11 protein-coding genes are annotated in these 15,042 nt (G+C 37.6%); 2 read left to right on the plus strand and 9 right to left on the minus strand.

Features of this window, described 5'->3' with window-relative positions; translation table 11 throughout:
• Positions 1-90 precede the first annotated feature (90 nt).
• From IGJ55_RS15725 to IGJ55_RS15740, 4 genes are all read right to left on the minus strand, one after another.
• Positions 91-1,743, minus strand: coding sequence for an ABC transporter substrate-binding protein (locus IGJ55_RS15725; protein ID WP_429948345.1), 1,653 nt, complete (start codon positions 1,741-1,743; stop codon positions 91-93).
• A gap of 176 nt (positions 1,744-1,919) precedes the next feature.
• Positions 1,920-3,476 (minus strand): ribonuclease Y, encoded by a 1,557-nt coding sequence (gene rny, locus IGJ55_RS15730; protein WP_069640376.1) that lies wholly within the window; start codon positions 3,474-3,476, stop codon positions 1,920-1,922.
• 258 nt (positions 3,477-3,734) lie between these two features.
• Positions 3,735-4,784, minus strand: a complete 1,050-nt coding sequence (gene recA, locus IGJ55_RS15735) for a recombinase RecA (protein WP_069640377.1) — start codon at positions 4,782-4,784, stop codon at positions 3,735-3,737.
• Between the two features lie 107 nt (positions 4,785-4,891).
• Positions 4,892-6,139, minus strand: a complete 1,248-nt coding sequence (locus IGJ55_RS15740; protein WP_069640378.1) for a competence/damage-inducible protein A — start codon at positions 6,137-6,139, stop codon at positions 4,892-4,894.
• 230 nt (positions 6,140-6,369) lie between these two features.
• Here IGJ55_RS15740 and IGJ55_RS15745 point away from each other — a divergent pair, with 230 nt between their 5' ends.
• The gene (locus IGJ55_RS15745) at positions 6,370-7,518 is read left to right on the plus strand and encodes a hypothetical protein (protein WP_430606833.1); all 1,149 of its coding nucleotides are present in this window, start codon (positions 6,370-6,372) and stop codon (positions 7,516-7,518) included.
• Between the two features lie 129 nt (positions 7,519-7,647).
• Here IGJ55_RS15745 and IGJ55_RS15750 read toward each other — a convergent pair whose 3' ends face one another.
• The 4 genes from IGJ55_RS15750 to IGJ55_RS15765 all read right to left on the minus strand — a co-directional run bounded on the left by IGJ55_RS15750 (position 7,648) and on the right by IGJ55_RS15765 (position 10,638).
• Positions 7,648-8,436 carry a TraX family protein gene (locus tag IGJ55_RS15750; RefSeq protein WP_430606834.1) on the minus strand — a complete coding sequence of 263 codons (789 nt, stop codon included), beginning with the start codon at positions 8,434-8,436 and terminating at the stop codon, positions 7,648-7,650.
• 159 nt (positions 8,437-8,595) lie between these two features.
• Entirely contained in the window at positions 8,596-9,219 is a 624-nt protein-coding gene (locus IGJ55_RS15755) for an NAD(P)-dependent oxidoreductase (RefSeq protein WP_430606836.1), read from the minus strand.
• A 69-nt stretch (positions 9,220-9,288) separates the two neighbouring features.
• On the minus strand, positions 9,289-9,711 hold the full coding sequence (locus tag IGJ55_RS15760; RefSeq protein ID WP_207120458.1) for an Rrf2 family transcriptional regulator: 423 nt from the start codon (positions 9,709-9,711) through the stop codon (positions 9,289-9,291).
• A gap of 90 nt (positions 9,712-9,801) precedes the next feature.
• Positions 9,802-10,638, minus strand: coding sequence for a helix-turn-helix domain-containing protein (locus IGJ55_RS15765; protein ID WP_430606838.1), 837 nt, complete (start codon positions 10,636-10,638; stop codon positions 9,802-9,804).
• A gap of 97 nt (positions 10,639-10,735) precedes the next feature.
• Here IGJ55_RS15765 and IGJ55_RS15770 point away from each other — a divergent pair, with 97 nt between their 5' ends.
• Positions 10,736-11,926 (plus strand): MFS transporter, encoded by a 1,191-nt coding sequence (locus IGJ55_RS15770; protein ID WP_430606840.1) that lies wholly within the window; start codon positions 10,736-10,738, stop codon positions 11,924-11,926.
• Between the two features lie 48 nt (positions 11,927-11,974).
• Here IGJ55_RS15770 and IGJ55_RS15775 read toward each other — a convergent pair whose 3' ends face one another.
• Positions 11,975-14,998 (minus strand): polysaccharide lyase 8 family protein, encoded by a 3,024-nt coding sequence (locus IGJ55_RS15775; protein ID WP_430606842.1) that lies wholly within the window; start codon positions 14,996-14,998, stop codon positions 11,975-11,977.
• Between the last annotated feature and the right edge of the window lie 44 nt (positions 14,999-15,042).

A 15,042-nucleotide genomic window follows, 5' to 3' on the forward strand; every position in this document is an offset into this window, starting at 1 on the left:
TTTCTCTACTCCGAAAAAAGTCTAACTCTTTGGGGTCACTACATTGCTCTCATCTCTTTTAAGTAGAATACCATTCTAATTTTTAATTAATTAATCTTCGATATAGGTCCATTTAAAGTCATATTTTGCACCAGTTGAGTGGTAAACAACATCTTTGACTTTTTCAGAACGAAGATGTGCTTCCGCTTTTTGATACAACGGAATAACGCCCATATCATCCATAATAATTTTTTCTGCCTCAAGCATGTCTTTCCAACGTGCTTCTGGATCATTTGCATTGGTTGTTGCAGCAGCTTCTACTAATTTATTGTATTCAGGATTTGAATAATGTCCTCTATTGTATGAGTTCCCTGTTACAAATAGATCTAGGAAACTACTTGGATCAGCATAATCTGCACCCCAAGCGCTAACAGCGATTTCGAAGTCACCTTTATTTGAACGATCTAAACGGACTGAAAACGGTACTGGACTAACCGATACTTTTAACCCATCCAATGTTTCAGACAGTGAACCTTGAAGATATTCAGCCATTTTCTTGGCATTATCGGTATCATCAATCAATAAATCTACAGATAATGTTGAAATACCTAGCTCGTCTTTTGCTTTTTTCCATGATTCTTTTGCTTTATCCACATCATAAACGACTTCGTTTCCTGATTCTTTGGCAAAGTCTTCATCTGTTTCTGGATTAACTGCTAAGCCTTCTGGAACTAGGCCTATTGGAACAGTTGAGCCATTTGCTAAGATTTGGTCAACTAAAGCCTTACGATCGATTGCATAAGATAACGCTTTACGCAAGTTCACATTGCGGTAAGGTGAATTTTCTTCGATTTGATTTGGTTCAAGATAGAATGTTGACGCACCTTTTAAAATAATATAGTTTGGGTCATTTTTCATTTGTTGCGCTAATTCACCAGATAGCGGCACTTCATCTGCTTGACCATCTTGGAATAAGTTCAATGATGTTGGCGCTTCTTTTACAACATCGATTGCCACTTTGTCTAATTTAACCGTATCTTTATCCCAATATTTGTCATTTTTTGAATAAGACCAGCTTGTATCTGTTCCTGGTCCATCAAAGTCAGTTAATGTAAAAGGACCGTTGTAGACAGATTTATCGCTGGCAGTTGTATAATCTTTGCCATATTTTTCAGCAATATCTTGTCTTTGTGGTAAGAATGAAGGGAAAGCTAATAGGTAATCAAAGTAAGGTGTTGCTTTTTCTAGAGTAATTTCTAATTCATAATCACTCACGGCTTTTATCCCTAGTTCTTCTTTTTTCATTTCACCTTTAGAGATTTTTTCAGCATTTTTTACAGAATTAAACATATAAGCATACTCTGATCCAGTAGCAGGATCAACTGTTCTTTGCCAGCCATACACGAAATCTGCTGCTGTTACAGGTTTATCATCTGTCCATTTTGCATCTTCTCTTAATTTAATTTTGTATGTTAAGCCATCTTCACTAACTTCGGCCATTTCAGCTGCTCCAGCTGGTTGAGGTTTACTCTCTTTATCTAGACGGTAAATTCCTTCATAAACATTATTCAGTGCAACAAAACTCACTTCATCTGTTGCTAATGAAGGATCCGCACTTGGCATTTCTTGTCTTTCAATAAATCTAAATACTTTTTCTTCGCTGCCTGATCCACTATCTGCACTTTTAGCGTTTCCGCCACATGCAGCTAGGGCAATGCTTGAAACAGCAATTAGTCCTAGTAAGGCACTTTTCTTCAATTTCATCTAAAAAACCCCCAATTTTAATAAAAGCTATAAAGAATATAACAAAATTTTAAGGTTATCGCAATTAAAATACTATAGTCAGTTTAGTAAAAATATTCTGAATTTTTTCTAATTTAACTGTTACAGAAAAAAGAAGCGAACACTTAAAGGGCTCGCTTCTTTTTTATTCATTTTAATTATTTTGCATAATCTACTGCACGTGTTTCTCGAATAACCGTCACTTTGATGTGACCTGGATAATCTAAGTCATCTTCGATTTTCTTACGAATATCTCGAACTAAACGAACAGCTTCTAAATCTGTAATTTCGTCTGGTTTAACCATTACACGGACTTCGCGTCCGGCTTGTACTGCAAAACTAGATTCCACACCTTCAAATCCATTAGAAATATTTTCTAAGTTTTCTAAGCGTCGGATGTAGTTTTCCATTGACTCGCTACGAGCACCTGGTCTAGCAGCTGATAATGCATCTGCTGCAGCAACTAAGACAGAAATAACAGAGGTTGCTTCTACATCGCCATGATGGGATGCAATCGCATTGATGACTGTTGAATTTTCTTTGTATTTAGCAGCTAATTCTGCACCAATCTCTACGTGAGAGCCTTCAATTTCATGATCTAGCGCTTTACCAATATCATGTAATAGTCCGGCACGTTTAGCTAATTGAATGTCTTCACCGATTTCTGCAGCCAAGACACCTGTTAATTTTGCTACTTCGATTGAGTGATTCAATACATTTTGCCCATAACTTGTGCGGAAACGTAAACGTCCCAATATTTTGATCAAGTCTGGATGTAATGTGTGCGCACCAACCTCAAAGGCTGCTTGTTCACCGTATTCACGGATACGCTCATCCATTTCTTTACGAGATTTTTCAACCATTTCTTCAATGCGGGCTGGATGGATTCGACCATCTTGAATCAATTTCTCAAGTGTCATCCGAGCGATTTCTCTACGAATCGGATCAAATCCAGAAAGTACCACAGCTTCCGGCGTATCATCAATGATTAAATCAATTCCTGTTAAGGTCTCTAATGTACGAATATTACGTCCTTCACGACCAATGATTCTTCCTTTCATCTCATCGTTAGGTAAACTAACCACAGAGACTGTTGTTTCGGAAACTGAATCTGCTGCACAACGTTGAATTGCTAGAGAAAGTAAATTTTTGGCTTTCCGATCTGATTCTTCTTTAGCGCGTTGTTCAGATTCTTTGACCATGACCGTTAATTCATGACTTAATTCTTCTTCAGTTGATTTCATGATGATATCTTTTGCTTCGTCTTTTGATAGTGAAGCAATGCGTTCTATTTCTTGGTGTTGCTTTTCAACTAGTTCTTCTACATCTTTTTCTCGCTCATCAATTAATTGCCGTTTGGCACCAAGTTTCTCTTCTTTTTCTTCCAGTGAGTGTTCACGTTTTTCAAGAGAGTCATCTTTACGATCTAATGTTTGTTCTCTTTGTAATAAACGATTTTCTTGAGATTTAAGTTCTACTTTGCTTTCTTTCAACTCACTTTCAATTTCTAACCGATACTTTTGGCTTTCTTCCATAGCTTCTAATAAAGCTTCTTTTTTCAGAGTTTCTGCTTCTTTAGCGGCACTTTCAAGAATACCTTCCGCAGAAGACTTTGCACCATCTATAGCCTTTTCGTGACGTGATTTTGCAACGACTAACCCTAAACCAAGACCGACAACTAAACCGATGATAGCGAGGAGAATTTCTAAACCCATTGTTTCCACCTCCGTACTATCTTCAATTTTTCAATATTCATGTAGTTTTCTGATAAACTATAATCAATTATCAATATGCCTACTTGCATACGTGTTTTGCACACAACTTTATTCTAATGTTTGTCACCCAGTGTGTCAACTTAAAAAAGCCCTTTCCTATTGAAAGAGCTTCGATGTGGAACAGAATTTCCGCTACACGAAAAAACAAACCCACAAAATGCTTATACTAGCTTTGGTGGGTTTATTTTATTATCTAGATTATTCTTCGTCAAGAGGAAGCTCTTCTTGTGCTTGTTCTTCCTCAACAATACCCGTTCCGTCACCGATGCCAAATGCATCACGGACACGTTTTGAAACTTCTTCGACCATTTCTGGATGCTCAGTCATGTAGACTTTAACATTTTCACGACCTTGACCGATTCTTTCTTCTTTGTAGCTATACCAAGCTCCGCTCTTATCAACAATGTCTTTTTCGACAGCCATATCAAGTAATTCTCCTTCTTGAGAAATTCCTTGACCGTACATGATATCAACTTCAGCCACTTTAAATGGTGGTGCTACTTTATTTTTAACGACTTTGATTTTTGTGCGGTTACCGATAATGTCAGTACCTTGCTTCAATTGCTCTGCACGTCTGACTTCTAGACGAACTGTTGCGTAGAACTTCAAGGCGCGACCACCCGGTGTTGTTTCTGGGTTACCAAACATAACGCCGACTTTTTCACGAATTTGGTTAATAAAGATCGCAATTGTCTTAGTCTTATTGATAGAACCTGAAAGCTTACGTAAAGCCTGTGACATCAAACGTGCTTGTAACCCCACATGACTAGCACCCATCTCGCCATCGATCTCAGCACGAGGAACTAAAGCCGCTACAGAGTCAATTACGACGATATCGATTGCCCCACTGGAAACTAATGCATCTGCGATTTCTAAGCCTTGTTCACCAGTATCAGGTTGTGAAAGAAGTAGCTCATCGATATTTACACCTAATGCTTGAGCATATTGAGGATCCAACGCATGCTCCGCATCGATAAATGCGGCTGTTCCGCCTTGTTGTTGGACAGACGCGATTGCGTGTAACGCTACAGTTGTTTTACCAGAACTTTCTGGTCCATAAACTTCAACGATACGTCCGCGGGGATAGCCGCCAACACCTAAGGCTACATCTAAAGCTAGAGAGCCACTAGGAATAGTTGAGATCTGTTGATCGATCTTCTCCCCTAATTTCATTACTGAACCTTTACCAAAGTTCTTTTCGATTTTTTTTAGTGCGGCATCTAAGGCCACTTTACGATCATCTGCCAATCGATAATCCTCCTTATATATAAACGATTTAAATTCCTTTTCAATAAATATATCATAACTGGTTTATTTAAAAAAAGCAAGAGAAAAACGAACAAACATTCGCCTTTTTATTTTTTCTTATTTACTGCTTGTAAAATTAGAGAAAGACCCTTCATTACAGCACTTTGACGAATCGAGCGACGATCACGATTAAAATGTTGTAAAAAAGCAATCGTTGGTTTGCCTTTTTCAGCTAAACCGATCCAAACAGTCCCAGCTGGCTGATTTTCTAATTCATCCGGACCTGCTACCCCTGTAAACGAAACACCAAAATCTGCGTCTGCTGCTATCCTTGACTGTTCAGCCATGGCAATGGCGCAAGCTTCACTGACTGTTCCTTCTTTTTCAAGCAGCGAGCGGTCAATACCTAGAAAAGCTGCTTTTGTTTCAGCAGAATACGTAACAAATCCCCCTTTAAAAACGTCTGAGACACCGGGAACATCACCTAGCGTACTTTGGAAGAGACCTGCTGTTAAACTTTCAGCAGCTGTTATCGTTTTTTTGTGTTTCTTCAATTCTTTTACTGTGACCTTGGCTAAACTATTTTCGTCTCCATAGCCGTAGAAATACTCGCCTACTAGAGCCATAACACTAGCTTCCAGACTATCTAATAGCTGTTGACCGACTTTTTCATCCCCACTCTTAGCCGTTAAGCGTAAGGTTACTTCATTGGGTTTAGCATATGGTGCGATCGTTGGATTGGTTTGTGTATCGATCAACTCTTTTAGCTCGGTAACGAGCTGAGATTCACCAATGCCATAAAAGCGTAGCACTCTGGATATCAGTTGTTCTTCTTGTGGGAAAAGCTCTTCTAATAATGGACGAGCATATTGTTGAAACATGGGCTTTAACTCATTCGGAGGTCCTGGCAATAGCAAATATGTCGTCCCCTGTTCGGTGATCAAGGTTCCAACTGCTAGGCCTGTAGGATTTTGCACTGCGAGCCCTCCCTCAATCATCAGCGTTTGTCTTAAATTATTTTCTGTCATTTTATTTTTTGAAAACGCAAAAAACTCATGAAGTCGAGCAAGTGCTTGTTCATCTTGGATCAAGGTATGGTGTATGTGTGCTGCAACAGTATCTTTGGTTAAATCATCGTCTGTGGGTCCTAATCCACCGCATAAAACGATTAAATCACTTCGCTCTTGTGCTTCCTCTAAAATACTTTCTAAACGCTGAGGATTGTCTCCTACAACCGTATGATAATACACCTCGATTCCTAGATCTGCTAATTCTTCTGATAAAAATGTTGCATTCGTATTGACGACTTGTCCTAATAGTAACTCTGTACCAACAGCTATGATTTCTGCTTTCATTTTTCTCCTCTTCTCTAATAAGATACGTAAACGATTCCTATTTTCATTTTATCACAGGATTTTTTTTTACAACGCTTAAATGACTTACTTTTTTCATTGAAGCAGGTAAATAATTAGCATTTACATAATAATATGATACAATTTGTCTATTCGTATGTCTGATTTTATGAACTAATTTATCGGCAAAAATGAGTCTATTGGGCTCTCAAATTAAGGAGGAACATGGAAAGATGTTAGCAATGATTGGTGTCTTAAGTTTTGTAGGGTTAATCGTCGGGGGCGTTTTATCCGTAAAAGCACTTATTAGGAAACAACCGAATAAAAAAGTTTTCATTTTAACAGGTGTTTGTTTTCTTTTGACTGCGGGAGCATTTGGATTAGATTCTTCTGTACCCGAAATAGAACTCGCTGAAAAATCGATTGAAACAAATGATCAAGGACTCGCAACAATCGTAGGATCAACCAATGACCAAAGTGAAATCACTGTTGATGGCGAAAAAATCAACACTAAAAATGCTGAATTTACTTATAAAGTAACGTTGAAGGATGATCAGCCAAAAAAGTTAACTTTCGTCGCGTCGATCGGTGATAGTGATCAAGCTGAAACCATCGAGGTCAAACCTTCAAAAGCTTTTATTGCCTTTTTAAATGAAGAGAAACAAGAGCAAGAAACGCTAAAAAAAGCTGAAACTGCTTTAGTTTTAGCTGAAAGTAAACCGACCCAAAAAAATTATGACGAAGCTTCAACTCGTATTACTTCTTTAACGCAGGAACAGACCGATTTCACTAAGCGTTTAGCCATCGTAAAAGAAAATGTGCCAATCTATGAAGCGGTTGAATTGGCCGAAACAAAACAAACAAAAGAACAGCTAGACTCTGCTACTGCTCTAGTTGCTAACGCTACTTTAAATAAAGATTCTTTGGTACAGCGTCTAACAACGGTTCAACAAAAAATCACGGCAAAAGAAAAAGCGGAGAAACAAATCGCTGCTGCCCGAGAAGCTGTAGAAAAAGCCGAACAGGAACCGACAGATGATCATTACAATCAAGCAATTGCAAGAATCAAAGAATTACCTAATGGCAATCCTGATTTAACGAACCGAGCAAATAACGTCAAACAAACTTTGACTGCTCAAAAAGAAGAAGACAAAAAAGTTGCTGAAGCTCAAAAAGCTACTGAACAACAAGCCCAAGTGGCCGCTGCACAAACTCCCGAATCACAGGTACCAAATACACAAGCTGTCGGAAACACCATTTTAGTAACACCTACTGGATCAAAATATCATAATCGTAAATGCGGTAATGGCACTTACACTGAAGCAACCTTAGAACAAGCACAGGCAAGAGGCTTAACCCCGTGTTCAAAATGTTTTGGTTAAGCAATAAAAAAGAAGACAGGTGTAACTCTAAGAGTCACATCCCATCCTCAAAGGAACTTGAATAAACGGTTGGTGCAGAAGTAATTCTTTCGGAAAAACTTCTGCACCAACCTTTTTTATTTACAACGATCAATGCATAAATACATATGCAGAAATTAAGTACAATAGCCAAATATGCAGTGGATAGAATACATAAAAAAAGTTTTTCATGCCTCGTCCTTTTTCTCCATTGAACAACATAATAGGCAGTACGGCAAAAATCATCATCCATTGTGTCGAGCCTTGAAAAAAGAAAAATACTGCAGTCAAGGCAATTAACATACATTGTAACCAACGGTGATTTTTAGCTAAATACAACAACGGAATCAACAAGACCATGAAACTATTTTCAGTAAATAGTAGTGCTGGAATAACATTCGCACCCCAGACTGCTACCATGATCGCACTTGGATTTGACATAAGTAACATTAAAATGCCTGATGAAATGATTGGAAACAATATGATCACAATCCCCAACACTATCTTGCTAAACGTTTTGCTTGAACGCCCCTCCGAAATTTTATCGATGCCATACATCATCAATGTTCCGACTAAAAGATCACGAAAAATATTATTCATTAACTGAACTTCTTCATAACCGACAATTTGCTGTAAAGTAAAACTTCCCAACGTCATGATGAGCATTCCTATATACAAACGCAACATATATTTCTCTTTACTTCTTGTATGACTAAATCCGACCACACTAACAAAAAAGAAAAGTGTTGCAACAGGTCTTCCGAACCAATCCAACCAATCAGGTGCTCCCATTGGAACAAACATCTGATGAATATGATCGATAAACATGAGAACAATTCCTATTATTTTTAAATCAAATGTTGTGAATCCTTTGAACTTACTTGTGGTTAAACTTTCCATTATGACATGCTCCTTCCTAGTTTACCCAAAGTATTATAAAATAAAGGAATCTTTTTTGCCTTGGATTCCTCTTACAAGAGCCTATCAATAGTGTTAGATAGAATAAGAGAAGTTAAGACAAAACACCAAACGTTTTGTCTTAACTTCTCTTCCTCATTTTTATTGATGAACACTAAAACGTTGATTTGGATGAGCATTTTTTTCAATCTCGTCGACCATTGCAATGGCATAGTCAGCATAAGAAATATAACTCTTACCATCTTTATCCGTTGCTAATTCTTCACCAGCTACAACATACTGACCGGTTGCTGGGCCCTCTGCATCAAATTCTGCTGCTGGGCTAAGATATGTCCAGTTCACATTTTTAGCTGCTTCTAATAGATTAAGCCCTTTCCCCATCGCCGTAGCTAACGGCTTAAACCCATCTGGAAAATCTGGTGTTTCACTCAAACGTACAGTATGCTCAGGATCAACATATAGACTTCCCGCGCCTCCTACTACTAATAATCGCGTTTTTTGATTGGTTAAGATATCGATCAAACGTTGTGTTGAGCCAGTAAATTCACTAACATCTACCCAAAATCCTAGGGCGCTGACCAAAACGTCAAAGTCTGAGATATCCTCTGTCGTTAAACTATACACATCTTTTTCAAGAACAGGTGTACCATCAGTGATTTTTGCTGCATCACGAACGATAGCTGTTACGTCTAAGCCACGTTTTTTGGCCTCTTTCAAAATTGCTGAACCTGCTTTACCATTTGCTCCTAAAATTGCTACTTTCATGTTTATTCTTCCTTTCTTCTAATGAAACTTTTTTTGTTACATTTAAATTTAAAAAGAGAAGAGACACGTTTAGGTCTCTTGTAGCTTGATTTGATGAATCACCTCAGATAAAGCAATCTCTTTTAATTCGGCTTCCATGCTATGCTGTATTCTTGTATATTGCTCTTCTAAAGCCAGTTGAATATTTGCGCCTACTAGACAGTTTGGATTAGGGTTTTGATGGATATTGAATAGCTCATGTTCTAACTCAACTGCTTCATAGATATCATATAGGGATATGTCTTCTGGCTTTTTCAGTAAATAGGTCTGGGTTGCCCCTCTACTTGTATGAATGAGTCCAGCTTTTTTCAGCTTGCTCATCAATCGTCTAACAACGACTGGATTCGTATTGACACTAGATGCGATCAATTCAGAATTAACACGATCGGGTGGTCCGATTTCGATTAAACTGAGGATATGGATCGCAACACTTAATTTCGTCGACATGGCCATGTCTATCACTCCAACTCTTAGTAACATTCTAAGTTACATTTAAATCTTACTGCTATTAAGGAAAAATGTCAACAAAAAAATAGCCATACTTTAACTTGTATAGGAAGTCAGCGATTGAACCCACGACTTATAGCCTAATTCAGTCATTAAATCGAGCAGTTCCGTATACGTTCGATTTCGATAAATGCTATCTTTCTCAAGCAAAATCTTTTCAATAAATAGATCACTCAATATTTCTTGATAGAGTTTATTTTTTTGATTCGCATATTGTTTGGCTTTTTCAAAGTAACTGACAGCTTTTTCAGGCTGTCTAGCCTCCATCATCCGTTGCCCCATGTTTAAAGATAAGTGGATTTTCACATTATTTTCTTTCGTAAAACCGTCATACTTCGAAAATTCTTTGATTGCTCGATCATAAAGAAACACAGCTTCTTCTATTTCGAATATGTTCAAAAAATTATTCAAGCAACGAAAATCAAAGAACAACCAATTCTCTAAATCAAATAATCTTGGACGTATATATAACGCAACATCCTCTACTGTTAGTCCTGCTGTCAAACCATTTTCAAGCAAAGCCAGTTGAGAGAGTAAAAATAATTCGTAAAATTCAGTGCTTTCCTGTTTATTCTCACTAATTTGTTTTGTTACTTCTAATAACATTGATTTATTTTTGTAATTTTCTGCTTGAATCAGTTTAAGGTAATAGTGCTCATAGCGGCTTGGCAAGAAATCTCTATTGATATACATAAATTCATCTAAGGTAACGGTCAATCTTTCCAATAACTTTAAAACCTTGTCAAAACTTGGAATAAAGCACTGGTTTTCAAATCTGGATAAATTAGAACGACTCATGATTCCCTGACATAATTCTTCTTGGCTAAGACTTCTTGACAGGCGAATTTGTTTGATTGTTTGTCCAAAATGCATCATGGTCCTCCTCGAAATTGTTGCGTATACGCAACAAAAAACTGGTTTATTTTTCATCATGGTACCATACTTGAGAACGATTTAGGAGGGGATCATAATGAAAAAAATAAGTACAGAAGTAAAAGTATTGCTACTAGGAACATTGTTTACTCGGACAGCCCTATTTATGAGTACTCCTTTTTTGGCAATCTATCTTTCCAATAAATGCCATTTTTCAGCACTTCAAATTGGCTATATTCTAGGTGTTGGGCCTTTGATCAATGTTTTAGGTAGTCCTTTGGGTGGTTTTTTATCTGACAAATTCAATAGCCGTACGATCCTCACTTATATTCCAATTTTGTGGGGCGTCACTTTTTCCTGTTTTTACTTTGCTGAATCTTTTTATTTGTTCCTATTGTTAAATGCTCTTAATGGATTGTGCTATGTTATTTTTGAACCAACTTCAAAAAAAGCATTGTCATTTCATTCCAAACCCGAGCAACGAATCATCGTTTATAATTTTAGATATGCCGCAATCAACATTGGTGGTTTTTTAGGTCCGTTACTAAGCTTGTTGTTTCATGTCAAACATTCCCTTCGTTCTTACTTACTATTAGGGATTTTGTATATTCTTTATGGCATTGCCAATAGGTTTGTGATGCCCCTATCTCCAGCAAATACGAAAAAGGTTTCCTCTGAATCAATCGAGGAATCGAAACTGACTAAAACAACGTTTGTTCCTTATCTTTTACTGCTCGCAGGAATCACTTTTTCCTATTTTGCGTACGCTCAGTTCAATTCAACCGTTCCACAGTTTCTTGCGAGCAGTGCACTCTTTGATGATGGCGTTAGATTGTATAGTTTGATTTTGACTATGAATGCAGCGATGATCTTACTTTTACAATTCCCTGTTTTAAGAGTTACGAAATCTTTTTCTTCCTATTCGATTATCACGGCAAGCAATAGTTTTTTTTGTCTCAGTTTGTGGTTATTGCCTCAGGCCTCTCATTCTATTGCCGTATTTTTTATTGCGCTGACCAATAGTCTAGGAGAATTATTGTTAGGTGCACGCTTTGACTTTTTGATTGATTCCCTTGCCCCTAGCCACAACAAGGGATTTTATTTTGGATTAGCGGAATTGACAAAACTAGGTAATTCACTAGGACCTGTCGTTGGCGCTCTCTTTATTCACTATTTTTCTATTGATGGTTATCAACAATTATTTTTTATGCTCGGGCTAATCACGCTAGGAGGGATTCCATTTATTCGTTTGAGTGCCTATTACGCAAAAAAAAGACATCCATCTTAGGCTTCTCTAGAACACAAGAAGTCTAAGATGAACGCAATTGATATTCTATTACTCTACAATAATTTGCTTACTACTTCCACCTGAATTTTCAAAATGAATTGTGAAAGTTGCTGTTGCTTCATCATATGTGATTCCTTCACTCAACGTCAAAATTTTAGTGAAATCCTTTGGTAATTTGACCGTCATCACAGTATTTGACTGAGTAGGGTCTGATAATACGTAAGTTTTCTTGCCATCATTATTTTTGCGCATTAACGACACAGCTTTGTTAGAAGTGATGCCAGAAATGCTGCCACCGGTGTCTTTCCAGATGTTTATACCTAAATAATGAGCTTTTTTTAATTCTACCGCTTGGATATCTGCTGAATTGGCTAAAATCGTTACTGGCTTTTCTGCTGCATATGTTTTCATTCCTGCTTCATCAATTCCCGGTAGTGTTACATATGCGTATTGCTCGTTCGTAGGATTTTTCCCGTGATTAAGAAGAAACTTCCGATAGTTTCCTATATAAACATCATTACTTGGAAAAGCTTCATTGATATCAGCATAGGTGCCTTTACGAACTTCACTGATCACATCCACTGTAGTATTCCCTGGGAAATAGTACCCGATATTCGCCTTTTGGTGGTCAGATTTTAAAAGTAACCATTCTTTAGCACTACTTTCTTTGGTCTCTTGTATCGGGCCGTTGTTTGATAAGACTTGATACGTATAGTCATCATTCAACAAACGATTATCTACGATCGTTTCGATTGAAGCTGTGGTATTCCCTGTAATACCCGCTCCAAGCGCCACAATTTGTCCATCTATTACAAACCATGATTTTTTCCCTTGAACATTCATCGGCAATACCGTACCATTATTTTTTGTACCGGTTTTGTTTAGTGCCATCCCTACAACAGCTTGATCATCCAGCGCTACCCCACCAACCCAATTTTCTTTTGACGTAACAGTAGTAAAAGATGAGATTTCGTCTTTTAAAGGAATAGTGTCAACTGTGGTGCCTGGTAAGCGATACGGATCGACAGTTGGCCAGTATGCTGAATTAAACTGAACCTGATCATCATTATATAAATAGATCATACCATCTACTGTATGCCAACCACGTTTATTTTCTTTATTCCCTGCTTCAAAGGATGAAATCCGACTAGAATACAGACTCAATCCCAACTGGTAATTTGGTGTTCTTTGGACAAAGCGATCCATAGAAGCATACATTTTCGTACCAATAAACGGCAATGCATCCCCAGTAATCAGTGAATCATCTAATAATGACATCGTCATCTGCAAATCATTATAATCTCTCGCATTGGTTAAGTAATACGTAGGATTTTCTTTCATCCAATATTTAGCTGCTTCTTTGAATTTTTGTTGATAGTCCGCTGGAGCAAATTTGGATACGATTAATAAATTATAAAGTGTAGTGGAACCATAACCGGCTTTCGTTTTAGCAGGTGCTCTAGAAATTGAGCGACCATTGACGCCTGGCATCATTTCTCCTTGATAGATCAGAGGAATAAAGGCCCTGTCAATATTTTCAACGAATGACTGCACGATATCTGGTGCCATTTCAAATTTAGAATCTTTAGTGATCGCTAAAATCTGTCCAACACCTTTCATCAATACATTTCCGTATGAACCTGTATAGGGAATATTATTATGCTGAATAAATGAGCCGTCTTGATAAAAGCCATCGCCTTTATTCACAAGTTTGAACACCTCTACGATACTACTGGATGCTTGGCTGATTTTCCCTTCGTTTTCTTGTAAAATCCCCAATGCTAAAACGGTTTGAGCAAGATCTGTCCGGTTAGCTCCCGAGGTCACAAAATTTGGGATAAATGCTAAATCGACAAAATTCCCTTGGGTTTTTGTATACAATTGCTTAAATGGATCTGGCACATAGCCACTCATTGCTGCTGTATATTGCTGTTGCTTCGCTTGTGAGATGTTCTCTCCAAGGATCATTAAAATCCCAACAAATTTTTGCGGCACACCGATTTGCCAATCCCACCAATTGCCATGATATTTTTTTCCATCATAACCTTTTTTAGTGACCATAAAATCGAGACCACTTTCGATTGTTGCGGCAATTTGCTGATTTTTGTAATAAACACTCCCCTTGGTACCATAGGCTAACGCTAATTTCTGTAATTTAGTAAATTGGGTCGTCAAATCTGCGGAAGGGGTGTTTCCTTGTTCAACAGGCCACAGAAATGTTCGATTTGGCTCTTTATTTAACGCTTGATATAATTGCTCCGCTTCTTCAGAAAGTTTTTGAACATATTGAACAACGGTCGTGTTTGTTGCATCATATTGCTCAGAGACCAATTGACTTTTCCATTTTTCTTTTAAACTAGTATATTCATTTGTTCCCTCTTCAACAGGAATACTTCCTACCTCCCCACTACGCATTGACAATACATTCAATTTTGATAAGTTTCCAAACAAACGAATTCCTGAGTAGCCATTCCAATCGCCATCAATAGAAGCGGAGGTATTGGGATAAATCACTTCATTATTTTCATACAAGACTTGATCGTTCAAAAAGGCTTTAATACTTTTCCCTTCATAACGAATCATCAATTTATAGCGTTGTCCTGAAATCAATGTTGCTCCAGTGATATTAGTGAGCCATTTACCTCCTGGTTGCCCTAATTGCCACTGGCCATCGCGAGTATAAGCGAAAGACTGCCATTTTTTTGAGTCTTGTACATCACCACGGAAAACCAAACCAAAATTCGTTTGTCCTTCGTATAAAAAAGTATATTCTAAATCACCCGCACTTCTAGCTCCTGCATTTTTGTTTAGGGAAACCGATTCTAGACTTGTTCCCTGTTTAGTATTTCCAATAGTCAAACCATTGCTGCCAATCACTTTATCAGACTTTCCAACAACATCCTGCCAATCACCTATTTGCTTAGTAAAATCCGACTCATAAAAACTATTCGACGTTTGATTGTTTTCTATTCCCTCTTCTGCAAAGCTCTTACTATTCATTCCATACGAGAAACTCCCCACCAACAAGGAACAGCCTAACATGAACAATATATTTTTGTGTAAACGTATCATTTGATACCCTCCTTCTTTGACCTAACAACTATGCAATTTACGAT

The organism is Enterococcus sp. AZ170 (assembly GCF_050545135.1).
GTDB lineage: Bacteria > Bacillota > Bacilli > Lactobacillales > Enterococcaceae > Enterococcus_L > Enterococcus_L ureilyticus.